19 protein-coding genes, 1 rRNA gene, 1 pseudogene and 1 riboswitch are annotated in these 23077 nt (G+C 72.6%); of the genes and pseudogenes, 15 read left to right on the forward strand and 6 right to left on the reverse strand.

Features of this window, described 5'->3' with window-relative positions; all coding sequences use genetic code 11:
* Positions 1-97, forward strand: a 5S ribosomal RNA gene (gene rrf / locus ACEZDE_RS33205); the annotation flags it as partial.
* A gap of 490 nt (positions 98-587) precedes the next feature.
* Here the strand turns inward: rrf and ACEZDE_RS33210 are convergent.
* A pseudogene (locus ACEZDE_RS33210) lies at positions 588-1241 on the reverse strand (maleylpyruvate isomerase N-terminal domain-containing protein).
* A gap of 62 nt (positions 1242-1303) precedes the next feature.
* A riboswitch (ZMP/ZTP riboswitch) is annotated at positions 1304-1389 on the forward strand.
* Positions 1390-1408: 19 nt separating this feature from the next.
* Between ACEZDE_RS33210 and ACEZDE_RS33215 the strand changes: the two are divergent.
* From ACEZDE_RS33215 to ACEZDE_RS33225, 3 genes are all read left to right on the forward strand, one after another.
* Entirely contained in the window at positions 1409-2317 is a 909-nt protein-coding gene (locus tag ACEZDE_RS33215) for a bifunctional 5,10-methylenetetrahydrofolate dehydrogenase/5,10-methenyltetrahydrofolate cyclohydrolase (protein ID WP_380544743.1), read from the forward strand.
* An 88-nt stretch (positions 2318-2405) separates the two neighbouring features.
* Positions 2406-2624, forward strand: a complete 219-nt coding sequence (locus tag ACEZDE_RS33220) for a toxin-antitoxin system HicB family antitoxin (protein ID WP_123494149.1) — start codon at positions 2406-2408, stop codon at positions 2622-2624.
* Positions 2621-3001: a hypothetical protein gene (locus ACEZDE_RS33225; protein ID WP_380544746.1), complete on the forward strand. Its 381-nt coding sequence runs from the start codon at positions 2621-2623 to the stop codon at positions 2999-3001. The genes ACEZDE_RS33220 and ACEZDE_RS33225 overlap by 4 nt, the downstream gene beginning before the upstream one ends.
* A 73-nt stretch (positions 3002-3074) precedes the next feature.
* On the opposite strand, the gene ACEZDE_RS33230 is transcribed toward ACEZDE_RS33225, so the two are convergent.
* A complete protein-coding gene (locus tag ACEZDE_RS33230) occupies positions 3075-3674 on the reverse strand; it encodes a TIGR03086 family metal-binding protein (RefSeq protein WP_380544749.1) in 600 nt (199 codons plus the stop codon).
* Positions 3675-4012: 338 nt separating this feature from the next.
* On the opposite strand from ACEZDE_RS33230, the gene ACEZDE_RS33235 reads away from it, so the two are divergent.
* Both ACEZDE_RS33235 and ACEZDE_RS33240 read left to right on the forward strand, forming a co-directional pair.
* Positions 4013-5323 (forward strand): hypothetical protein, encoded by a 1311-nt coding sequence (locus ACEZDE_RS33235; protein WP_380544835.1) that lies wholly within the window; start codon positions 4013-4015, stop codon positions 5321-5323.
* Between the two features lie 313 nt (positions 5324-5636).
* Positions 5637-7418 (forward strand): phosphatidylglycerol lysyltransferase domain-containing protein, encoded by a 1782-nt coding sequence (locus tag ACEZDE_RS33240; RefSeq protein WP_380544752.1) that lies wholly within the window; start codon positions 5637-5639, stop codon positions 7416-7418.
* Between the two features lie 15 nt (positions 7419-7433).
* Here ACEZDE_RS33240 and ACEZDE_RS33245 read toward each other — a convergent pair whose 3' ends face one another.
* Both ACEZDE_RS33245 and ACEZDE_RS33250 read right to left on the reverse strand, forming a co-directional pair.
* Positions 7434-8582, reverse strand: a complete 1149-nt coding sequence (locus ACEZDE_RS33245) for a sensor histidine kinase (protein ID WP_380544755.1) — start codon at positions 8580-8582, stop codon at positions 7434-7436.
* Positions 8579-9238, reverse strand: a complete 660-nt coding sequence (locus tag ACEZDE_RS33250) for a response regulator (protein ID WP_380544758.1) — start codon at positions 9236-9238, stop codon at positions 8579-8581. Before ACEZDE_RS33250 ends, ACEZDE_RS33245 begins: the two co-directional genes overlap by 4 nt.
* Positions 9239-9445: 207 nt before the next feature.
* Here ACEZDE_RS33250 and ACEZDE_RS33255 point away from each other — a divergent pair, with 207 nt between their 5' ends.
* Complete coding sequence (locus tag ACEZDE_RS33255; RefSeq protein WP_380544761.1) at positions 9446-10951, forward strand: DUF2079 domain-containing protein; 1506 nt, start codon at positions 9446-9448, stop codon at positions 10949-10951.
* 13 nt (positions 10952-10964) lie between these two features.
* On the opposite strand, the gene ACEZDE_RS33260 is transcribed toward ACEZDE_RS33255, so the two are convergent.
* A complete protein-coding gene (locus tag ACEZDE_RS33260) occupies positions 10965-13526 on the reverse strand; it encodes a DEAD/DEAH box helicase (protein WP_380544763.1) in 2562 nt (853 codons plus the stop codon).
* Positions 13527-13669: 143 nt separating this feature from the next.
* Between ACEZDE_RS33260 and ACEZDE_RS33265 the strand changes: the two genes are divergently transcribed.
* Complete coding sequence (locus ACEZDE_RS33265) at positions 13670-14395, forward strand: molybdopterin-dependent oxidoreductase (protein ID WP_380544765.1); 726 nt, start codon at positions 13670-13672, stop codon at positions 14393-14395.
* Positions 14376-15029, forward strand: coding sequence for a cytochrome b/b6 domain-containing protein (locus ACEZDE_RS33270; RefSeq protein ID WP_380544768.1), 654 nt, complete (start codon positions 14376-14378; stop codon positions 15027-15029). The genes ACEZDE_RS33265 and ACEZDE_RS33270 overlap by 20 nt, the downstream gene beginning before the upstream one ends.
* Here the strand turns inward: ACEZDE_RS33270 and ACEZDE_RS33275 are convergent.
* On the reverse strand, positions 15015-15776 hold the full coding sequence (locus ACEZDE_RS33275) for a TetR/AcrR family transcriptional regulator (protein WP_380544771.1): 762 nt from the start codon (positions 15774-15776) through the stop codon (positions 15015-15017). The genes ACEZDE_RS33270 and ACEZDE_RS33275 overlap by 15 nt on opposite strands.
* Positions 15777-15953: 177 nt before the next feature.
* Between ACEZDE_RS33275 and ACEZDE_RS33280 the strand changes: the two genes are divergently transcribed.
* From ACEZDE_RS33280 to ACEZDE_RS33305, 6 genes are all read left to right on the forward strand, one after another.
* Positions 15954-17621 carry an amidohydrolase gene (locus ACEZDE_RS33280; RefSeq protein WP_380544774.1) on the forward strand — a complete coding sequence of 556 codons (1668 nt, stop codon included), beginning with the start codon at positions 15954-15956 and terminating at the stop codon, positions 17619-17621.
* 95 nt (positions 17622-17716) lie between these two features.
* Positions 17717-19369 carry an ABC transporter substrate-binding protein gene (locus ACEZDE_RS33285; protein ID WP_380544777.1) on the forward strand — a complete coding sequence of 551 codons (1653 nt, stop codon included), beginning with the start codon at positions 17717-17719 and terminating at the stop codon, positions 19367-19369.
* Positions 19369-20316 (forward strand): ABC transporter permease, encoded by a 948-nt coding sequence (locus ACEZDE_RS33290; RefSeq protein WP_380544780.1) that lies wholly within the window; start codon positions 19369-19371, stop codon positions 20314-20316. The genes ACEZDE_RS33285 and ACEZDE_RS33290 overlap by 1 nt, the downstream gene beginning before the upstream one ends.
* On the forward strand, positions 20313-21257 hold the full coding sequence (locus tag ACEZDE_RS33295; RefSeq protein ID WP_380544783.1) for an ABC transporter permease: 945 nt from the start codon (positions 20313-20315) through the stop codon (positions 21255-21257). Before ACEZDE_RS33290 ends, ACEZDE_RS33295 begins: the two co-directional genes overlap by 4 nt.
* Positions 21254-22243 (forward strand): ABC transporter ATP-binding protein, encoded by a 990-nt coding sequence (locus ACEZDE_RS33300; RefSeq protein WP_380544786.1) that lies wholly within the window; start codon positions 21254-21256, stop codon positions 22241-22243. The genes ACEZDE_RS33295 and ACEZDE_RS33300 overlap by 4 nt, the downstream gene beginning before the upstream one ends.
* Positions 22240-23019 (forward strand): ABC transporter ATP-binding protein, encoded by a 780-nt coding sequence (locus ACEZDE_RS33305; RefSeq protein ID WP_380544789.1) that lies wholly within the window; start codon positions 22240-22242, stop codon positions 23017-23019. The genes ACEZDE_RS33300 and ACEZDE_RS33305 overlap by 4 nt, the downstream gene beginning before the upstream one ends.
* Positions 23020-23077 lie beyond the last annotated feature (58 nt).

Consider the following 23077-nt stretch of genomic DNA (forward strand, 5'->3'; position numbering starts at 1 on the left):
GGAAACGCCCGGTTACATCCCGAACCCGGAAGCTAAGCCTCACAGCGCCGATGGTACTGCAGGGGGGACCCTGTGGGAGAGTAGGACGCCGCCGAACAACCATTACAGGTAACCCCCCTGACCACACGTCAGGGGGGTTACTTGCGTTCCAGACACAAAACAGACGGGTTGGTGGGGTCGGCCCTCACCGTAGAACACCTGGCGGCGCCGTCTCGCGCCTCCGGCGCACAGCAGCAACCACAACAAGGCAGGGCCCGGGGTGGTTCGGGTTGGTGAGTATTCACTCGCCGACCCGGCGGCCAGGCACCAACCCGAGCCCCGCCCCGGCTCCCGCGTCGTTGCTGCAGTGCGCCGGAGGCGCGAGACGGACCCGACACCGCAGCAACGGCGAAGGCCGACCCCACTCTCGTATGCCGGGGGTGCGCTTTCGTTCACAGGTCGACGGCAGGCCGCCGCGCGTGGTGGGGGTTGGATTGCGGACGGCTTCGCTGTGGTGGTGACTTCCGAGCTGGCGCGGGCGGCTGGGAGACTGCGCGGGTCGCTTTCAAGGAGAGAGGGTGGCTACCTACGTAGTCCCCCCGGGAAGGTCAGCCACGGGGGGTTCCGTGCCAGCGCCAGTTGGTTAGTTGGGGTTGGCCGGGGAGGTCAGTTCGGCCGGTGGACCAGAGGAGGGTGGGCCAGGGGGCGGTGTCGGTCGGGGCGTCCGGGAAGAGGCGGTGCAGGACGCGGGTGCAGAGGTCGGACGGTGGGTTTCAGGACAGGCCCAGGCCCTTGGCGATGTCCTGGGTGTGGACCAGGGTCTCGACGATGCCCATGGCGGCGAAGCCCTCGGGGTCGGACACGCCGAAGACGTGGTGGGCCCGTGCGGTCGGCGGTGTGGTGCGGACGACTGCGGTGAGCAGCGTGCCGGTCGCCTCCAGCACCTGCATCAGCCCGGCCGGGCCGGCGGCGCGGTCGGCCCAGATGCTGTTGGCCGGGCCGCCGGGACGCTTCCGCTCCCACCCGAACGGCACATGGGTGTCCAACGGAGGTTTGGCGGGGCCGAGTTGTACGGCGTAGGCGAACAGGTCGTCGGCGAGGTGCTGCGCGGTCTCCCAGCAGTCCCAGTCCAGGGAGCCCGCCTTTGCGCTCCAGTTCGCGTCCTCGGGCGCCGTGCTCAGCGTGGCGACCGCTGATCTGACAGCGTGTGCGACGTCGTCGGCGGTGATCGGCGGGTGCGGGGTGCTGCTGGTCGTGGTCATCGAGGGGAGGGTAGCAACGGTCGGGGCCGTTCGGGCACGGGTTTTCGGCGCCGGTAGGGTGGTGGGGCGGACGTGACTGGCGCTTGGGTGGGGTACCACCGGGGAGCGATCCGCCTTCGGACAGAAGCCGTGCGCCTGGGCGATCCACCACTACCTGAGGGTTGCCCATGTCTGTTGTCGAACCGGCGTCCGCCCAGCTCATGAACGGTACGGCGCTCGCCCGCGAGACCCTGGACCGCACCGCCGAACGGGCCCGGAAACTGCTGGCGGAGACGGGTGTGCGGCCCTGCCTCGCGACCGTGCTGGTCGGTGACGACCCGGCCTCGGTCACCTATGTGGCGATGAAGCGCCGCCGCAGCGCTGCCGCGGGCATCGAGTCGCGGCATCTGCCGCTGCCGGGGCGGACCACGACGGCGGAGCTGGTCGCGGCGATCCGGGCGCTGTCGGACGATCCGACCGTGCACGGCATCCTGCTCCAGCACCCGGTGCCCGCGCACATCGACGAGCGGGCCGCGTTCGAGGCGATCGCCCCGGCCAAGGACGTCGACGGGGTGACCATGTGGTCGTTCGCCGCGATGGCCTTCGGCCGCGACGACGGGTTCGTCTCCTGCACGCCCGGCGGGATCATGCGGCTGCTGGACGCGTACGGGGTGGACCCGGCCGGGAAGCGGGCCGTAGTGGTCGGGCGCAGCCCGATCCTGGGGAAGCCGATGGGGATGCTGCTGCTGGCCCGGGACGCCACGGTCACCTACTGCCACTCGCGGACGGTCGACCTGTCCTCCGTTGTGGCGACGGCGGACATCCTGGTCGCCGCGGTCGGTCGGCCGGAGTTCATCCGGGGTGCGGACATCAAGCCGGGGGCGGTCGTCATCGACGCTGGCTACAACCCCGGCAACGTCGGGGACGTCGACGCCGCAGGCGCGGGGGAGCGGGCGGGGCTGCTGACGCCGGTTCCGGGCGGAGTGGGTCCGATGACGATCGCGGTGCTGCTGGATCAGACGGTGCTGGCGGCGGAGCGGGTGGCCGCAGTGGCGGCGTCCACGGCGGTGACGTCCACGGCGGCGGCAGCGAGGTAGCGGCGACGGCGCCCGCGCCCCGGCCGCCTCCCCCGGGTCTCACGGCGAAGGCGTCGCCTGTACAGCGCCGTCGCTGTACGCTGATGGCATGTCGAAGCACATCACCATTCGGGTGGACGAGGAGTTCCACGCCCGGCTGGCGGCGCGGGCGGCGGCCGAGGGAACGACGATCACGGCGCTGGTGACCGAGGTGGCCAAGCGCGAGCTGGACGCCGACCGTCAGCGGTCCCTGGACGCCGCCGCCGAGTTCAACACCGAGGAGAACTGGGCCTACTTCCAGGAGCGGTTCGGGCGGAAGAGCGCGTGAAGGCTGATGAGGCCTGGGCCTGGAACGTTCTGGCACACCACCTTCCCTCCGATCCGACCGTCTGGGACCCCTCGGGGATCAGTGCCGCGATAGCGCGGCACGCGAGCGACATCGTGCTGGTCGCCGACGAGGAACCGCGCGACATCTGCTGGCGGGCGGCGGCGCTGCTGCACACCCTCGCGGTGTGCCCGCCGCTCGACAGCCCGATGAACGAGTTCTACGCGGCGACGCTGACCCGCTCCTATCTCGCGATGGCGGGGATCAAGCACCTGCCCAACAGCTTCGCGCTCGCGGACCTGGTCGAGCACGCCAAGGAGCGCCGCGCGGACATCTTCGCCACGGCGGAAGCACTGCGGCAGCTCACCGACCTGAACTGAGCCCGGGACCGGCCTGGGCTCGGCACTGACCGGCCCGGACCGACGGGCCCCGGACCGGGCAGCTGTCGGGCCGTCAGGCGCTCCACTGCGGTGAGCGGCCGAGCAGGGCGAGGATCCGGTCCAGGGTCGGGCCGCCGGGCTCGGACCCGGACGCGATGGCGGGACGGAACGCCGCCCCCGGCGCGAGTCGGCTCTCGCCGTCCGGGACGAACTCGGCGATCGGGAGTGCGGCGTCCAGCAGGTCCTGGTCGAAGGCGAGCGGCGCGCCGATGGCCGCGGCCACGTCCCAGGCGTGGACGACGGTGTCGATGTAGTGGAAGCCGATCGCCTGCGCCGCCGGGAAGCGGAACCGCGGGTGGATCTCCGGCAGCCAGAGCGTGCGCTCCAGGGTCAGGTCCGCGGCGAAGGCGGCGGTGACGTCGGCGGCCGAGGCCGCGAAGACTCCGGCCGGGTCGGCGTCGACCTGGCGGTCCTCCCAGATCGAGAGGTCCTCGGACTCGCCCCGGGCGGAGGCGGCGAAGCCGTGGTTCTGGCCGGTCATATGGGCGAGCAGCCGCCCCAGCGTCCAGGCCGAGCAGGGGGTGGGCAGGTCCAGCCGGTCCGGGTCGACCTGGTCGACGACGGACTGAGCGGTAGTCAGGGCGCGCCGGTGCAGCTCTCGTATGTCGCTCACGGTGCCTGACCCTAGTCCGGCCCGGTGAACCCCGGATCACGAAGGGCGGAACTCCCGTCCCGGGACCCCGGGACGCAGAGGCCCGCCGACTGCCGTGGTCGACTCGGGGACTGTCGCCCAGTCAGGTGCGGGGACATGGTCGCGAGGTGGGCCGTAGCTCGTTCGGGTGACCGCCGAACGTGACGGGACACCGTGACCCCGGAAGAAAGATCACATGAGGTGCTTGCGATGCCGGGGCCCGCGTTGCTATGTGCGTACTGTGGGAGGCGAACCGCTGGGATGTGTCAGTCGTCCCAGTATCAGTACAGATGTACACGTCGAAGTTCGGGAGACATGCCATGGGCTCGCTGTCCCGCAGGAACGTACTCGCCGGGGGCGCCGTCGCAGCCGTCGGTGCGATGGGGATCACCGGTTGCGCGGACGGTGGGAATCAGGCCGGTGCTCCGTCCGGCGACGGGCACACGGTGGCCGGCAAGCCCGTGCACAGTGCGCCGCCGGGGGCGGCCGGGTCGCCGGTCGCGGCGAGCGCCCGGCTGATCGGTGACGGTTCGACCTCCGACAGCGGGGCGCAGCCGCACCAGCCGGTGCCGGAGAGGCTGGAGCCGGGGCAGCGTCCGCCGCAGTTCGTGGTGTTCTCCTGGGACGGGGCGGGGGAGGACAGCAAGAAGCTGTTCTCGCACTTCCGGCAGGTCGCCCAGGAGACCAAGGCGACCATGACCTTCTTCCTCTCCGGGATCTACCTGCTCCCGGAGAGCAAGCAGGACCTCTACCTGCCGCCGGGGCACAAGCCGGGCGCCTCCGACATCGGCTACCTCAAGGACGAGCACATCAGGGCGACGCTGCAGCAGGTCGGTCCGGCCTGGCTGGAGGGGCACGAGATCGGCACCCACTTCAACGGCCACTTCTGCAGCCCGAGCAGCGGCGTCGGGACCTGGTCGCCGTCGCAGTGGCGCAGCGAGATCGAGCAGGCCGTCGGCTTCGTCACCAAGTGGCGGACCCACACCGGGTTCCACGACCTGCCGGCGCTGCCCTTCGACTACTCCAAGGAGCTGATCGGCTCCCGCACCCCCTGCCTGCTCGGCCGGGACAACCTGCTGCCCACCGCCAAGGCGCTGGGCTGGCAGTACGACGCCAGCTCACCCGGCGGCAACCAGGTGTGGCCGGGCAAGCGCGGCGGACTGTGGGAGTTCCCGCTGCAGTCGATCCCGTTCCCCGGGCACAGCTTCCAGGTGCTGTCGATGGACTACAACATGCTCGCCAACCAGTCCAACGCCAACATCAACGGCGACCCGGCGCAGCGCCCGTACTGGCAGCACCAGTCGTACGCCTCGTACATGGCCGGGTTCAACCGGACGTACACCACCAACCGGGCGCCCTACTTCATCGGCAACCACTTCGAGAGCTGGAACGGCGGCATCTACATGAAGTCCGTCGAGCAGGCGCTGCGGGAGATCGCGGTCCAGCCGGACGTGCGGCTGGTGTCGTTCCGTCAGCTGGTGCAGTGGCTGGAGGCGCAGGACCCGGCGGTGCTGGCCAAGCTGCGGACGCTGGACGTCGGCCAGAAGCCGGCCGACTGGCGCGACTACACCGGCGGCAAGCCCGCTGCGCGGACCGCCCCGGCGAAGGCGCCCGCGACCGCCTCGGCCTGAGCGGTCCTAGGCCACCGGCCGCCGCCGCAGCCGCTTCCGCTGCGGCAGCCACCCCCGCGGCAGCCCCCCGCCGCAACCGCGGTTCCGCCGTGCGGGCTGCTGGGACGCGGGGGACCGCGTCCCGGTTCCCGCCGCGGTGGCGACCGGCCCCGGGTCCACCCGATTCCCGCCGACCGGCGGGGGACGGTCAGGACCCTGGGCGTACGCGGAGCCCCGCGCCCGCGGCCATCCTGGTAGTGCTGGTAAGTGAGTGCCCACCCACTCCGCACCGGCCGCCCACCCCTGTCGTGTCGGTCCCACGGAGCCGTTGCAGATGTCTCGAACCGAAGCCGAAGCCGAAACCGTGTCGCGGGTCCAGCACGTCAGCGCCCGCGCTGTCGTCTGGTACCTGCGGACGGTCGCCTGCCTGGACATCCTCGGGGCGGTGTCGGTCTCGCTGCGGGACCGGATCCGGCACCACGGCGCGGTCGACTTCTACACCCCTTACCTGCTCACCGCCGGCTTCGCCTCGGGCCTGTTCGCGCTGGTCCTGGCGGTGATGATGAACCGTCACAAGCGGGCCGCCTGGATCGCCAACGCGGTGCTCAGCACCCTGCTGACGCTGGACCTGGCGCTGTCCATGGTGCTGCACCCGGAGATCAGGCAGCACCCCTTCAACTGGCTCAGCGCGGGCGTCGGGGTGCTGTTCGCGGCGGCGCTGGTGCTCGGCCGCCGCGAGTTCCGGGCCAAGGGCGACCCGTCCAACCCCCGGCTGGCGCTCGGCGTGCTGGCCGGCGGCGGCCTGCTGACCCTGCTGGCCGGGGTGCTGCTGGTGGGCGCGACCAACACCGAGGCCGGGGCCGGTCTGCACGACCGGCTGCGCTATGTGCTGCTGCGGGTGGTCACCCTCGGCTTCGGCAGCCCGAACGCGCTCCATGTGGTGGTGCCGCGCTGGGTGGACGTGTCGATCAACGTGCTCAGCGTGGGCGTGCTGCTGCTGGTGCTGTTCGCGATGTTCCGCACCTGCCGGGGCAAGGAGTTCCTCGGCGACGAGGACGAGACCCGGCTGCGGGCGCTGCTGGAGCGGCACGGCGACCGGGACTCGCTGGGCTACTTCGCGCTGCGCCGGGACAAGTCGGTGGTGTTCTCCCCCTCCGGCAAGGCGGCGGTCGCCTACCGGGTGCTCGGCGGGGTGTCGCTGGCCTCCGGCGACCCGATCGGGGACGTGGAGGCCTGGCCCGGCGCGATCGAGCGCTGGCTGGAGCAGGCCCGCGAGCACGCCTGGGTCCCCGCCGTCACCGGGGCCAGCGAGGAGGGCGGCACGGTCTACGCCCGGCACGGCCTGGACGCGCTGGAACTGGGCGACGAGGCGATCGTCGAGGTCGCCGGGTTCAGCCTGGAGGGGCGGGCGATGCGCGGAGTGCGGCAGGCGCACAACAAGGTCCGCCGGGCCGGGTACACGGTGGCGCTGCGGCGGCACGGCGAGATCGCCGACGCCGAGATGGAGACCCTGGTCGGCCTGGCCGACCAGTGGCGCGACGGCGAGACCGAGCGCGGTTTCTCGATGGCGCTGGGACGGCTCGGCGACCCGGCCGACGGCCGCTGCCTGATGCTGGAGTGCCGGGACGGCGACGGTGGGCTGCGGGCGCTGCTCAGTTTCGTCCCCTGGGGCGAGCACGGGCTCTCCCTGGACCTGATGCGGCGGGACCGCGGGTCCGACAACGGGCTGCTGGAGTTCATGGTGATCGAGCTGCTGCAGGGTGCGGGGCAGCTGGGCATCGAGCGGGTGTCGCTGAACTTCGCGGTGTTCCGCGCGGTGTTCGAGCGCGGCTCCAAGCTGGGCGCCGGGCCGTTCCTGCGGGGCTGGCGCTCGGTACTGATGTTCTTCTCGCGGTGGTGGCAGATCGAGTCGCTCTACCGGGCCAACGCCAAGTACTGCCCGCAGTGGGAGCCGCGCTACCTGCTCTTCGAGCGGAGCCGCGACCTGCCCAGGATCGCGCTGGTCAACGCGTGCGCGGAGGGCTTCATCGCGGCGCCCCGGCTGCCCTCGCTGCTCGGACGGCGGCGGCGCGGCGCGGCGGTGGCCGAGAAGCCCGCGCTGGAGCGAGCGGCGTAGCGGCGGGCGGGGCCGCTATTCGCGGGCGGTCTGGGTCGGGATCAGCGGGAGGCTGGCGCTGACCAGGTAGCCGCCGTCCTCGGTGCGGCGGGTTTCCAGGGTGCCGCCCAGCTGCTGGGCCCGCTCGCGCAGGCCGATCAGGCCGTGGCCGCCGCTGGGCAGCAGCAGCGGTTCCGCGCCCGGCGCGGCCGGGCCGTTGCGGACCTCCACGTGCAGCCGCCCGCCGCCGGACCGCAGCCGCACCGCGACCGTCGAGCCGGGAGCGTGCTTGCGGATGTTGGTCAGCGCCTCCTGGACGGTGCGGTAGGCGGCCCGCTCCACCGGTTCCGGCCAGTGCCTGCGGGTGCCGAACTCGGTGTCCAGCACCGCGTCCAGGCCGCTGCCGGTGATCAGTCCGGGCAGGTCGGCCAGGGTCGGCTGCGGGGTCGGGCCCTGCCCGTCGCCGCCCGCCGCGCGCAGCACGCCGACCAGCTGCCGCAGTTCCTCCAGGGTGCGCACCGACAGCTGACGGATCGTCCGGGCGCTCTCGGCGGCGGCCTTCGGGTCGTCCGAGCGGACCTGCAGCACCGCGGCCTGGATCGAGATCAGGCTGACCTGGTGGGCCACCACATCGTGCATCTCCCGGGCCAGCCTGGCCCGCTCGGTGGAGAGCACGCTCTGTTCGAGCAGCTGCCGCTCCCGATGCTGACCCCGGGTCAACTCGTCCAGCCGAAACGCGAGTTCGTGCCGGGTCTGGACCAGCAGGCCGAGCGCGACCGGGGCGGCGGCGGTCATCAGCGAGTACATCGCGGCCAGCGCGGTGGTGCGGTCCCAGGCCACCCCGTCGTAGGGCCAGGGCAGGAACTGGGCCAGCGCCACCAGCACCGCCCCGGTGGCCAGCACCGGGCGCCGCCGCTCGGTGGCGGCGACGGTGTAGAGGGCCAGCATCGGCGCCAGCCAGATGTAGCCGACCTGCAGCCCCGGCAGGGTGAGCAGCAGCACCGGCACCGGCCAGCGGCGGCGGAACAGCAGCGCTGCCGCCGCCAGCAGCGAGGCGGACAGCTGCGGCGGTGAGCCCAGGTCGTCGGCGAGCAGCGCGTCCAGCACGGCGGGCAGCACCGGTGCGGTGAGCAGTACCCAGGGGCGCTGGTACCAGTGCGCGGGCCCGGCCGACGCGTCGCTCACCGGGGCGGCTCCCCGCCGTCGAGCAGTCCGGCCTGGTGCGCGAAGACCGCGGCCTGGACCCGGTTGGAGGTGCCCAGTTTGGCCAGGATCGCGCTGATGTGGTCCTTCACCGTGCCGGTGCTGAGGAACAGCCGTCCGGCGATCTCCGCGTTGGACAGGCCCTCGCCGAGCAGGGTCAGCACGTCCAGCTCACGGGTGGTCATGGTGCTCAGCCGGGCGGCGGTCTGCCGGTCGGGGCCCGCGTCCAGGTAGCCGGCGATGACGGTGTCGGTCACCGCGGGGGAGAGCACCCGGCCGCCCGCGGCCAGGGTGCGCACCGCCTGGGTGAGCTGCTCCGGGTCGGTGTCCTTGAGCAGGAAGCCGGACGCGCCGGCCCGCAGCGCCGTGCCGATGTACTCGTCGGTGTCGAAGGTGGTGAGCATCGCCACCGCGGGCGGGCGGGGGAGCGCCCGCAGCGCGCGCAGCACGGTGAGCCCGTCCACGTCCGGCATCCGGATGTCGAGCAGGACCACCTGGGGTTCGTGCGCGGTGACGGTGTCCACGGCCTCCCCGCCGGGACAGGTCGCGACGACCTCGATGTCGGGGGCCGAGCCGACGATCAGGCTCAGACCGGACCGGACGAGTGTCTCGTCGTCGACGATGACCACACGGATCAACGCGGTGACCTCTTTATCTGCGGGGTGGCTGCGGGGGTAGGACGGTGCACCTATGAGGGTACGAGAGCTGGGTAAGGGCTCGGCGTGGGGCTTGCCGGGAACCGGTCGGTGAAGGGCGCGCGTGTCGGTGGGCAGCGCAGCTGTTTGACGACCGGACGGGTGTGCAGCAGTGTGGTGCACTTCGTATACCGGAAAGAGCGCAGACCCTTGCTCGACCTACGCCCCGCCATGTCCGAGTCGGCCGCGGACCGCCGTGGCGTACCCCCGAACCGGCTGGCCTGGGGGCTCGCGGGGGTGTTCTTCGCGCTCTACTGCTGCGTGTCGGTGCTGCGCTACCGGCGGATGGTCAGCCAGGGGTACGACCTCGGCATCTTCGAGGAGGCGGTCCGCGCCTACGCCCACGGGCGGGCGCCGATCGTGGCGCTCAAGGGGCCGGGCTACAACCTGCTCGGGGACCACTTCCACCCGGTGCTGGTGCTGCTGGCGCCGTTCTACCGGGTCTTCCCCTCGGCGCTCACGCTGCTGGTGGCGCAGGCCGCGCTGATGGCGCTGGCCGTGGTCCCGCTGACCCGCTGGGCGCACGAGGTGCGCGGGCCGCGGACCGCGCTGCTGGTCGGCTGCCTGGTCGGGGCGTCCTGGGGGATCGTCAAGGCGGTCTCCGACGACTTCCACGAGATCGCCTTCGCGGTGCCGCTGCTGGCCTTCGCGGCCACCGCGCTGGGCCACCGGCGCTGGCGGGCCGCCACGCTGTGGTCGCTGCCGCTGCTGCTGGTCAAGGAGGACCAGGGGCTGACCGTCGCGGCTGTCGGCGGCTACATCGCCTGGCAGGGCTGGAAGGCGGGCGGCGGTCGGCAGGCGGGCAGGCGGGAACAGGGCGGCCGGGAACAGGGCGCCCGGGAGCGGAGCGGTCTGCGCTGGTGGGGGCTGGGGCTCGCCGTGGTCGGGCTGGCCGGGACCGCGGTCGAGGTGCTGGTGCTGCTTCCGGCGATGAACCCGCACGGCACCTTCGACTACATGAACCAGCTGCCCGGCGGCGGCGCCGGAGCCGGGCTCGGCGGCGCCGGGGGCGGGCTGCCGCACGCGCTGCTGCACCTGGGCTGGCCGCCGGTGAAGTGGCTGCTGCTGTTCCTGCTGGCCGCGCCGACCGGCTTTCTCTGCCTGCGCACGCCGCTGGCGCTGCTCTGCCTGCCCACGCTGGCCTGGCGGCTGCTGTCCGACAATCCGCACTACTGGGGGGTCAGCTACCACTACAGCGCGGTGCTGATGCCGCTGGTGTTCGCGGCGATGATCGACGCCCTGGACCGGCTGCCCGCGCGGAGCGGCAAACGCGGGCTGGCCGTCGGCGCGCTGGTCACCGCGGTCACCATCCCGCTGTATCCGCTGCACGAGGTGGTCATGCCGTCGGCCTGGAGCGTCAGTCCCCGGGTCGCCGAGGCCCGGCGGCTGCTGGCCCGAATACCCGACGGCGCCACCGTCGCCGCGTCCAACCACCTCTCCGCCCAGCTGACCCACCGTGACACGGTCAGCCTGGTCTGCCAGCCGCAGGGGCCGACGCAGACCCGGCCGCAGTGGGTCGTCGCCGACCTGACCGACCCCAGCGTCAAGGTCCCCTGCGCAGTGGCCGACACCGACCGGCTGCTCGCCGAGTACCGGGCCGACGGCTACCGGCCGGTGGTCGACCAGGACGGCTTCGTGCTGCTGCGGCGGCCCTGACCGGCCGCAGCCGCTACATCCGGTCCACCGCGGTGACCCGGAGCACCGCGCGGCCCTCCTCGTCGGAGGAGGCGAGGTCGACCTCGGCGCTGATGCCCCAGTCGTGGTCCCCGGCCGGGTCGTCGAAGACCTGCCGGACCAGCCACGCGCCCTGGACCGACTCGTCGTCGATGATCAGCATCTTCGGCCCGCGCGCGTCCGGTCCGGTGCCGAGGTCGTCGTGCTCGTCCCAGTACCCGTCCATGGCCCCGGCCCACTTCTCCTGGTCCCAGCCGCCCTCCCGTCGCCCACCACCACCCTTGTCCGACGCGCCTTGCGCGACACCTCCCTCGGCGTCCAGCTCGCCGAGGTCGAAGTAGCGCTCCAGCGCCGCGAGTTCGACTCGCCGGAACATCGCGTTGCGGACCAGCACCCGGAAGGCGCGGACGTTGGCGGTGACCGGCTGGATCTTCTCGTCCAGGGACGGGGCGACCTCCTCCTCGTCCTCCGGGTTGGCCAGCTTCTCCCACTCGTCCAGCAGGCTGGAGTCGACCTGGCGGACCAGCTCGCCGAGCCAGGAGATCAGGTCGCGCAGGTCCTCGGACTTGAGGTCGTCCGGGATGGTGTGCTCCAGCGCCTTGTAGGCGCCGGCCAGGTAGCGCAGCACCAGGCCCTCGGTCCTGGCCAGCTCGTAGAAGCCGACGTAGTCGGTGAAGGTCATCGCGCGCTCGTAGAGGTCGCGGGCGACGGTCTTGGGGCGCAGCGGGTGGTCGCCGATCCACGGGTGCACCCGGCGGTAGACCTCGTAGGCGTGGCCGAGCAGTTCCTCCAGCGGCTTGGGGTAGCTGATCTCCTGGAGCCGCTCCATCCGCTCCTCGTACTCGACGCCGTCCCGCTTCATCTCGGCGACGGCCTCGCCGCGGGCCTTGTTCTCCTGGGCGGCGACGATCTGCCGGGGGTCGTCCAGGGTGGCCTCGACCACGCTGAGCACGTCCAGCGCGTAGGAGGGGGACTCCACGTCCAGCAGGTCGAACGCGGCCAGGGCGAAGGTCGACAGCGGCTGGGTCAGCGAGAAGTCGGACTGCAGGTCGACGGTGAGCCGGACGATCCGGCCGGTCTCGTCCGGGGTGTCCAGCCGTTCGACCACGCCGCCGGCCAGCAGCGAGCGGTAGATGGCGATGGCCTCGCTGATGTGGCGGCGGCGCGACCTGGGGTCGTCGTCGTTGTCCATCAGCAGGTGCCGCATCGCCTCGAAGGCGTTGCCGGGGCGGTTGATCACCGAGAGCAGCATCAGATGGCTGACCCGGAACTTGGAGACCAGCGGCTCCGGTTGGGCCTCGATCAGTTTGGTGAAGGTCTCCTCGCCCCAGGAGATGAAGCCGTCCGGTGCTTTCTTGCGGACCACCTTGCGCCGCTTCTTGGGGTCGTCACCGGCCTTGGCCAGGGCCTTGTCGTTCTCGGTGACATGCTCAGGGGCCTGCGCGACGACCGTGCCGACGGTGTCGAACCCGGCCCGTCCGGCCCGTCCGGCGATCTGGTGGAACTCCCGGGCGCGCAGCAGCCGGACCCGCTGTCCGTCGTACTTGGACAGCGCGGTGAACAGCACGGTGCGGATCGGCACGTTGACGCCGACGCCGAGGGTGTCGGTGCCGCAGATGACCTTGAGCAGCCCGGCCTGGGCCAGCCGCTCGACCAGCCGCCGGTACTTGGGCAGCATTCCGGCGTGGTGCACGCCGATGCCGTGCCGGACGAAGCGGGACAGGTTGCGGCCGAACTTGGTGGTGAAGCGGAAGTGCCCGATCAGCGCGGCGATGGCGTCCTTCTCGGCCTTGGAGCACATGTTGATGCTCATCAGCGCCTGCGCCCGCTCCACCGCCGCGGCCTGGGTGAAGTGCACCACGTAGACCGGCGCCTGGCCGGTGCCGAGCAGCGTCTCCAGGGTGTCGTGGATGGGGGTGCGCTGGTACTCGTAGAACAGCGGCACCGGGCGGGTGACCGAGCTGACCGTGGTGGTCGGGCGGCCGGTGCGGCGCTTGAGGTCGGCCTCGAACCGGCGGACGTCGCCGAGGGTCGCCGACATCAGCAGGAACTGCGCCTGCGGCAGTTCGATCAGCGGCACCTGCCAGGCCCAGCCGCGGTCCGGTTCGGCGTAGAAGTGGAACTCGTCCATCACCACCTGGCCGACGTCGGCCTGCGCGCCGTCCCGCAGCGCGATGCTGGCCAGCACCTCGGCGGTGCAGCAGATGATCGGCGCCATCGGGTTGACGCTGGCGTCGCCGGTCATCATGCCGACGTTCTTGGTGCCGAACATCTTCACCAGGTCGAAGAACTTCTCCGAGACCAGGGCCTTGATCGGCGCGGTGTAGAAGGTGCGTTCGTTCCGGGCCAGCGCGGCGAAGTGCGCACCGGCCGCGACCAGGCTCTTTCCCGATCCGGTGGGGGTGTTCAGGATGACGTTGGACCCGGAGACGATCTCGATCAGCGCCTCCTCCTGCGCGGGGTAGAGGGTGATCCCGCGCTCCTCCGCCCAGCCCGCGAACGCGGTGAAGAGGTCGTCGGGCTGGGGGTCGGCGGGGATCAGATCAGTCAAGGTCACGGCACTATCTTGCCTGGTTCCGGCCGGTCGGGAGCCCGCGCTGCGCCGCGGAGCCGGTGCCGGGCGGCGGCAGATCATTACCGAACCCTGACAGCGGGCCGTTTTTCCTGGTCATTGCCCGTGCCTGGTGTTCCAATCGATGTATGGACAGGGACGGGGCGGCTGAGGGCAAGCCGGTGGGGCGCAGGGTCGTGCTCGGCGTGGCCGCGCTGGGCGCGGTCGGCGTGGCGGTCGGGGCGAAGGCGCAGAACTGGCTGGACGGCACGCTGGCCACGGTGAGCAGCAAGGACCCGACCGGTCTGACCGGCCTGCTGCCCGGCGGCGGGGGCTTCCGCTTCTACTCCGTCTCCGACTCCATCCCGCACCGCAGCGCCGCCGACTACCGGTTGACCGTGGACGGCCTGGTGGACAAGCCGGCCACCTACTCGCTGGCCGACCTGCTGGCGATGCCGCAGACCAAGCTGGTCAAGGACGTGCAGTGCGTCACCGGGTGGCGGGTGCCGAACACCGAGTTCACCGGGGTGCTGCTGTCCCGGCTGCTGGACGCGGCCGGGGTGAAGCCGACCGGCAAGGCGCTCCGCTTCACCTGCTTCGACGGGGTCTACAGCGAGAGCCTGACCCTGGACGAGGCCCGGCGGCCGGACATGATGGTGGCGCACCAGATGGACGGCGCCCCGGTCACCGACGCGCACGGCGGCCCGGTCCGGCTGTACGCGGCGCCCATGTACTTCTACAAGTCGGCCAAGTGGCTGTCCGGGATCACCGTCACCGACCGGGTCATGCCCGGGTACTGGGAGCACTACGGCTATGACGTCGAAGCATGGGTCGGGCGGTCCAACGGGCGCGACGATGACCCGACCTCCGGCTGAGAACCAGGAGTTGTACCGGTTCAGCACCGCCGAGCGCTGGGTGCACCGGACCAGCTCCACGCTGATGATGGTCGCGATCGTCACCGCGGCGTTCCTCTACCTGCCGATGCTGGCCGAGCTGGTGGGGCGGCGCAGGCTGCTGGTGACGGTGCACGAGTGGGCCGGGATCGCGCTGCCGGCGCCGCTGCTGGCCGGCATCTTCTTCCGCTCGCTGCGGGCCGACCTGCGCCGGTTGAACCGCTTCGGCCCGCAGGACAAGGGCTGGGCCTGGCGGGCGATGCGCTACGGCACCCGGGCGGCCGGGGCCGCCGGGAAGTTCAACGCCGGGCAGAAGCTCTACGCGGCGCTGATCGCCGGGGCGACCCTGGTGATGATGGGCACCGGGCTGCTGATGTGGTTCCCGCACCTGTCCTCGCTGACCTGGCGCACCGGGGCGACCTTCGTCCACGACTGGCTGGCGCTGCTGGTCGGGGTGCTGGTGATCGGGCACGTCCGGATGGCGATGAAGGACCCGGAGGCCCGGCACGGGATGCGGACCGGGCGGGTCTCCCCGGCCTGGGCGCGGCGCGAGCACCGGCTCTGGGCCGAGGAGGAGGCGGAGAAGCAGGCGGAGGCGGAGTCAGCCGAGGGCTGACCCCTTCCGGGCCTGTTCGGTCCGGGTTCGTTCAGTCCGGGCCTGTTCGGCCCTGGCCCGTTCGATCTTGAGCGCGACGCCGTCCAGGAAGGTGCTCAGCACCAGCTCGAAGACCTGGGCGTCGTCGCGGAACAGCTCGGTCAGCCGGGCCGCGCTCTGGTGCAGCAGCGGGTAGCGGTCCTCGGGCAGCAGCCCGTACTGGACCGACCAGGCCGCGTCGTCCTTGGCCTGCGACTCCTTGTCCAGCACCAGGAACGCCGCCGACGACTGGGTCATCGCCAGGGTGAGGTCGAGCAGCATCCGGCAGCACTCGGCCGCCTCGATCACCGGCAGGCCCGCGCCGTGCAGCATCCCGATGATCTGCTCCACGCTGGACGTCTCCACGTCGCTCGCGGTGGTGCGGACCGCCGCCAGCACCGCCAGTGCCGGGCGCTCCAGGTAGACCGCGCGGACGGCGCGGGCGGAGCCGGTGAGCGACTCCCGCCAGCGGTCCGGGCCGAGCGCGTCCACCGAGGCCAGCGCCACCGCCTCCTCGACCATGACCGTGGTCATCGCGAGGATCAGCTCGTCCTTGTCGCGGAAGTGTCGGTAGACCGCGGTGGGGTCGGCGCCCAGCTCCTTGCCCAGCCGACTGAACGTCAGCACCCCGCCGCCCTCCGGCGAGCAGAGCCGGATGGCCGCCTCGACGATGGCCTCGCGGGTGAGCGCCACCCGCCGCCTGGCCGTTGTCGTGCCCTGCTCCGCCATCGCGGCTCCTCCCGTGCGCGGCCGTGGCCGACCCTCAGCGAATTGATCCGATCGTAACCGGTGGGCCGCTGTCAATGGCATTGACAACGAGATTGTCATCGAGTGTGATTCTCACTCATCCGGCCACCGCACCGGCGCTGCCGTCCCCGCAGCCCGATCTCCCCGTACGGAGGGCACGTGCCCCGCGACCACCATTTCGCCGACCTGGTCTTCACCGGCGGCCCCGTCTACACCGTCGATCCGGCCCGCTCCTGGGCCACCGCCGTCGCCGTCAAGGACGGCCGGGTCGTGGTCGTCGGCGACGACCACGACGTGCGCCACCTGATCGGCGCGGCCACCGAGGTGGTCGACCTGGCCGGGAAGCTGCTGCTGCCCGGCTTCCAGGACGCCCACGTCCACCCGGTGCTGGCCGGGACCACGCTGCGCAGTTGCGACCTGCACGGCCTGGAGACCGCGGCCGACTACACCGCCGCCGTCGCCGAGTACGCCGCCGCCAACCCGGACCGGGCCTGGATCACCGGCGGCGGCTGGAGCATGGAGGCCTTCCCCGGCGGCACCCCGCACCGGGCCGCGCTGGACGCGGTGGTCCCGGACCGCCCGGTCGCCCTGCCGAACCGGGACGGCCACGGCCTCTGGGCCAACAGCCGGGCCCTGGAGATCGCCGGGATCACCGCGGAGACCCCCGACCCGGCCGACGGCCGGATCGAGCGCGACCCGGACGGCGCCCCCACCGGCATGCTCCAGGAGGGCGCCGCCGACCTGGTGACCCGTCACATCCCGCCGCCCACACCGCAGGAGCACTACCAGGGGCTGCTGGCCGGTCAGGCCTACCTGCACGGCTACGGCATCACCGGCTGGCAGGACGCCGCGGTCGGCACCGGATTCGGCCCCGGCGACGTCTACGGCGCCTACCTGGCCGCGGCCCAGGACGGCAGCCTCACCGCCAGGGTCCGCGCGGCCCAGTGGTGGGACCGGGACGGCGGCCTGGAACAGCTCACCCGCTTCCAGGCCCGCCGGGACGAGGCCGAGGCGCTGCGCGACGGCGCCGGACGGTTCCGGGCCGGGAGCGTCAAGATGATGCTCGACGGCGTCGCCGAGAACCACACCGCCGCGATGCTGGAGCCCTACCTGGACGGCTGCGGCTGCTCCAGCGGCGCGGCCGGGCTCGACTTCATCGACCCGGAGAAGCTCGGCGGCTACGTCAGCGAGATCGACGCGGCCGGCTTCCAGGTGCACTTCCACGCCCTCGGCGACCGCGCCGTCCGCAGTGCGCTGGACGCGGTCGAGGAGGCGCTGCGCCGCAACGGGCAGCGCGGTAACCGGCACCACCTGGCGCACCTCCAGGTGGTGCACCCGGACGACGTCCCGCGGTTCCGGGCGCTCGGCGCCACCGCCAACATGCAGCCGCTGTGGGCCTGCCACGAGCCGCAGATGGACGAGCTGACCATCCCGTTCCTGGGCGAGCGCCGCTCCGGCTGGCAGTACCCGTTCGGCTCGCTGCACCGGGCCGGGGCGATGCTCGCGGCCGGCAGCGACTGGTCGGTCAGCACCCCGGACGTGATGCTCGGCGTCCACGTCGCGGTCAACCGCCGGGCGGACGCGGACGACGAGCGGGTGCTCGGCCCGGAGGAGCGGCTCGACCTGGGCACCGCGCTCGCCGCCTACACCGCGGGCACCGCCCGGGTGAACCACCTGGACGCCGACACCGGCTCGGTGCAGACCGGCAAGTACGCCGACCTGGTCGTGCTCGACCGCGACCCGTTCGCGGGACCCGCGATGGCGATCGGCGAGACCCGGGTGCTGCGCACCTACGTCGAGGGCGCGCTGGTCCACGCCGCGCAGTGAGCACGCCGCGCAGTGACCCTCTCGCGCAGTGACCTTCCCGCGCAGTGACCCTCCGTACCGACGACGCCTGTCCTGACCCGAGGAGAAGCCCCACGATGCAGAAGAGACCCCTCGGCGCGGCACTGCTCGCCGCCGCCGCGCTCACCCTGACCTCCGCCTGCGGCAGCGGCGCCGCACACCCCGCCGCCAAGGCCGCGCCCGGCAGCAACTTCAGCACCGCCCAGATCACCACCCCGCCCGGCAAGGCGGTGTCCGCGCTGACCTGGTCCGGCGACTACCGCGCGCCCTACTCCGAGGACCCGCTGACCACCGCCGACTACCCGGAGGAGACCATCCTCGGCAACGTCTGCGAGTCGCTGCTGCGGACCGGCGCGGACTACAGCCTGAACCCCGGCCTGGCCCGCTCCTGGAAGCAGCCGGACGCCCGGCACCTGGTGCTGGAGCTGGACCCGCGGGCGAAGTTCAGCGACGGCAGGCCGGTCACCACCGCCGACGTGGTCTACAGCCTGCTGCGCAACAAGGACCCGCAGGTGGCCAGCAACTACGCGGACTCCTACGAGGACGTCAGCTCGGTCCTGGCGACCGGCCCCGAGCAGGTCACCATCACCTTCAGCAAGGACGACTACCTCTTCGTCGGCCTGCTCGGCATCCTCGGCGGCTCGGTGGTGGAGAAGGACTTCGCGGTCAAGGCCGGGCGGAAGTTTGGCACCGCCGCCACCGGCGTGATGTGCTCCGGCCCGTACACCATCGCCTCCTTCGACGGCACCAACGCCATGGTGCTGAAGCGCAACGCGAACTACTGGGACCCGAGCCGGGCGGCCAAGGCCGACCAGATCACCTTCACGTTCATCGGCGACCCCTCGGCCCTCGCCAACGCGCTCACCTCCGGCTCGCTGCAGGGCGCCTTCGACCTGCCCAGCGCGGCCCTGGACCAGCTGCGCAAGGCCACCGACGGCAAGCTGTACGTCGGCGCCGAGGGCTCCACCACGCAGAACATCGACCTGCTGGTGTCCAGCTTCACCGGCGGCCTCGCCGACGCCCGGGTGCGCCGGGCGCTGTCCATGGCGATCGACCGGCAGGGCATCGCCACCACCCTGTTCGGCGGCGCCGCCGACCCGCTCTACGCGGTGGCAGGACCCGGCTTCTGGGAGACCAGCCCGGCCAGGAGCCAGTACCAGGCGGCCTACGCGGCCCTGGTCGCCAAGCCCGACCTGGCCGGGGCGACCGCCCTGGTCAAGCAGGCAGGGGCGACCGGCAAGCAGGTCACCATCGGCTACGCGGCCGGCATCCCGACCCAGGTCCAGCTGGCCCAGGTGCTGCAGCAGACCGGGGACTCGATCGGCCTCAAGGTGAAGATCACCGGCCTGCCGGACCAGCAGTACGGCTCGCTCTTCATCGACCCCAAGGCCCGCGCCGCCTACGACGCCTTCATCACCATCAACTACATGGAGTACCCGGAGGCCGCGAACATGTACATCAGCTACGCGACCAAGGGCGGCGCGCAGAACTTCAACGGCTACAGCAACCCGGTGGTCGAGCAGAACCTCGACCGGGCCCAGGGCACCGCCGACCCGGTCGCCCGCGCCCCGTTCGTGCTCGCCGCGCAGAAGGTGATCGACCAGGACCTGCCGTGGATCCCGATCATCCAGCCGCGCGCCCTGCTGTTTCAGAACAAGGACGTCACCGGAGCGCCGCTGACCTTCTCCTACATGGACAACGCCTGGGCCGCCGCCGTGGGCGCGCCCTGATGGGCCGGCTCCTGCTGCACCGCCTCGGCGGTCTGCTCACCACCCTGCTGCTGTCCAGCGTGGTGATCTTCGGCAGCCTCTACCTGGCCCCCGGCAGCCCGGAGAACGTCCTGTTCGGCAGCCGGGCCCCGTCCGCCGCCGCGCGCGCCGCGGTCCGGCACCAGCTGCACCTGGACCGGCCGCTGCCGGTCCGCTACTGGGACTGGCTGACCGGGGTGCTGCACGGCGACCTGGGCAGCTCGATGGTCACCGGGCAGAGCGTGGCGAGCCGGGTCGGCTCGGGACTGGTCACCACCCTGCTGCTGGTGGGGATCAGCATGGTGCTGGTGGTCCTGCTCGGCCTCGGCCTCGGCACGGTCGCCGCGCTGCGCCCCGGCCGGATCGACGCCGCCGCCAACGCGGCCACCTCGCTCTCGGTGACGGTCCCGCCGTTCGTCGCCTCGACCGTGCTGATCTCGGTGTTCTCGGTCAAGCTGGGCTGGTTCCCGGCCTCCGGCATCCAGCCCGGACTGCTCGGCCGGCTGCACGGCCTGGTGCTCCCGGCCTGTGCGCTGGCCCTGGTCTCCTGCGGCTTCCTGGCCCGGGTCACCAGGAACGCGCTGCGCGAGCAGCTCGACCGCGAGCACGTGCAGACCGCGCTGGTCCGCGGCCTGCCCCGACGGGTGGTGCTGCGCGACCACGTCTTCCGCAACGCGCTGCCGCCGATCATCACCGCGGTCGGGCTGCTCACCGCCGGGCTGTTCGCCTCCACCCTGGTGGTCGAGTCGGCCTTCGCGGTGCCCGGGATCGGGCTGCTCACCATCCAGTCGGTGGCGCAGAAGGATTTCCCGGTGGTCCAGGCGGTGGCGCTGCTGCTGGTCGCCGCCTTCGTGCTCTGCAACGCGGTCAGCGACCTGGTCCAGGCGCTGATCGACCCCCGCCTGCGCACCGTCGGGAGGACCGCGTGACCACGGATCAGCTCACCGCGCCCGCCGCCGCGCCGGCCGCGCCGGAGCCCCGGCCCGGCCGGCTGCGCCGGGCCCGTACCGCGCTCGGACCCTCCGGCACGGTGGCGGCGGTGTTCCTGCTGCTGGTGCTCCTGCTGGCGCTGGCCGCCCCGCTGCTCGCCCCGTACGACCCCAACGCCCAGTCGCTGCTGGACTCCTACGCCGCGCCCTCCGGCGCGCACCTGCTCGGCGCGGACGGGATCGGCCGGGACATCCTGTCCCGGCTGGTGTTCGGCTCGCGCACCAGCCTGCTCGGCCCGGCCCTGGTGGTGGCGGTGTCACTGCTGGTCGGCATCCCGCTGGCGCTGCTCGCCGCCTGGTACGGCGGCGCCGTGGACGCGGTGGTGGCCCGGGTGTTCGACCTGGTCTACGCCCTGCCGGGGCTGCTGCTCGCGGTGTTGGCGGTGGCCCTGTTCGGGCCCGGCCTGACCCCCGCGGTGGCGGCGCTGTCGATCGCCTACATCCCCTTCCTGGCCCGGATCGTCCGGGCCGCCGCGCGGCAGCAGCGGACGAGTCCCTACGTCGACGCGCTGGCGGTGCAGGGCTTCGGGGTGGTCCGGATCACGGTCCGTCACATCCTGCGCAACATCGGCCCGGTGGTGCTCGGCCAGGCCGCCATCGCCTTCGGCTACGCGCTGCTCGACCTGGCCTCGCTGTCCTACCTGGGGCTCGCGGTCCAGGCGCCGACCTCGGACTGGGGGGTGATGGTCAGCGACACCGACGCGTTGATGAAGGGCCACTGGCTGCCGGTGGTCGCGCCCGGCGTGCTGATCGTCTGCTGCGTGCTGGCGCTGACCGTGCTGGGCGCGCGGATCAGCGGCGAGCGACCGCAGCCCTACCTGCGCCGACGGCCCCGCGCCGCGGCGGCCGTGCAGTCGTCCACGAAGGGAGCCGCGGCATGAGCACCCCGCTGCTGGAGATCTCCGGTCTGACCGTCCGCCTCGGCGCGGGCGGCCCGGACGACCGGCCGGTGCTGGACGGGGTCGACCTCAGCCTGGCGCCGGGGGAGGCGCTGGGCCTGGTCGGCGAGTCCGGCTCGGGCAAGTCGATGACCGTGCGCGCGGTCACCCGGCTGCTGCCGCCCCGGGCCGAACTCGGCGGCGGCATCCGGTTCGAGGGCCGGGACGTCGCCGCGATGGACGGCGCCGAACTGCGCGGCTACCGCGACAGCGGGGTCGGCATGGTGTTCCAGGACCCGCGCGCGCACATCAACCCGACCCGGCGGATCGGCGCCTTCCTGACCGAGGCGCTGACCCGCAACCGCGGCGTCCCGCGCCGTCAGGCCGAGCAGCGCGCGGCGGCGGTGCTGGCCGAGGTCGGCATCGACGACCCGGTCCGCAGGCTGCGGCAGTACCCGCACGAGCTGTCCGGCGGGATGCTGCAACGGGTCATGATCGCCTCGGTGCTGCTGGCCGAGCCCCGGCTGATCCTCGCCGACGAGCCCACCACCGCGCTGGACGTCACCATCCAGGCCGAGGTGGTCGGCATCCTGGACCGGCTGCGCCGGGAGCGCGGCATGGGCATGGTGTTCATCACCCACGATCTGGACCTCGCCCTCGCGGTCTGCGGCCGGGTCGCGGTGATGTACGCGGGCCGGATCGTGGAGATCCGCGACTCCGCCGAACTGCACCGGCGCGCGGCCCATCCGTACACGCTGGGGCTGCTGGGCTCGCGGCCCTCGATCGAGGCGCGGGCCGAGCGGCTGAGCGCGATCCCGGGCCGTCCGGTCTCCGCCTTCGAGGCGGGGGACGGCTGCGCGTTCGCGGCGCGGTGCGGGCACGCGCGCCCGGTCTGCGGGGAGCGGCCACCGGCCCTGGAACCGTTCCGGGGCGGCCTGGTGCGCTGCCACCGGGTCGCCGAGATCAGCCTTGAGGAGGCCACGGCATGAGCGCGGCGGCTGTCGAAGTAGCGGGTCTGGTCAAGGACTTCCGGGGGCACCGGGCGGTCGACGGGGTCGGCTTCAGCGTCGCCGCGGGCGGCTCGCTGGGCATCGTCGGGGAGTCCGGCTCCGGCAAGACCACCATCGCCCGGATGCTGGTCGGCCTGGAACGGCCCAGCGGCGGCAGCATCACCGTCCTGGGCCGGGACCGCTCGGCCCCGGCCAGGGGCTCGGCCGAGCGCGACCGGCGGGCCGGTGAGCTGCAGATCGTCTTCCAGGACCCGTACACCTCGCTGGACCCGAGCCAGAGCGCGGGCTCGGCGGTGGACGAGGTGCTGCGGCACCACACCGGGCTGAACCGCCCGGAGCGGGCGGCCCGGCTGGCCGAGCTGGTCGACCAGGTCGGCCTGACGTCACGTCAGGCAGTGGCGCTGCCACGGGACCTGTCGGGTGGTCAGCGGCAGCGGGTGGCCATCGCCAGGGCGCTGGCCGCGGAGCCTGGGGTGCTGGTGCTGGACGAGGCGGTGTCCGCGCTGGACGTCTCGATCCAGGCGCAGATCCTCAACCTGCTGGCCGACATCCGCGCCGCCACCGGCATCGCCTACCTGCTGATCTCGCACGACCTCGCGGTGGTCCGGCAGCTCTGCGACACCGTCCTGGTGCTGCGGCGCGGCCGGGTGGTGGAACAGGGCGCCTGCGACCGGGTCCTGGACGCCCCGGCCGAGGACTACACCCGGGCCCTGCGCGCGGCGGTCCCGGTGCCGGGCTGGCGCCCGGGGGCGTGACCGGGGCCTGACCCGGGGGCCCGACCGGGCCGCGGCGCCGGGCCGCCGGTCCTCGGGG

Origin of the sequence: Streptacidiphilus cavernicola, from assembly GCF_042510955.1 — a bacterium.
Classification (GTDB): Bacteria; Actinomycetota; Actinomycetes; order Streptomycetales; family Streptomycetaceae; genus Streptacidiphilus; species Streptacidiphilus cavernicola.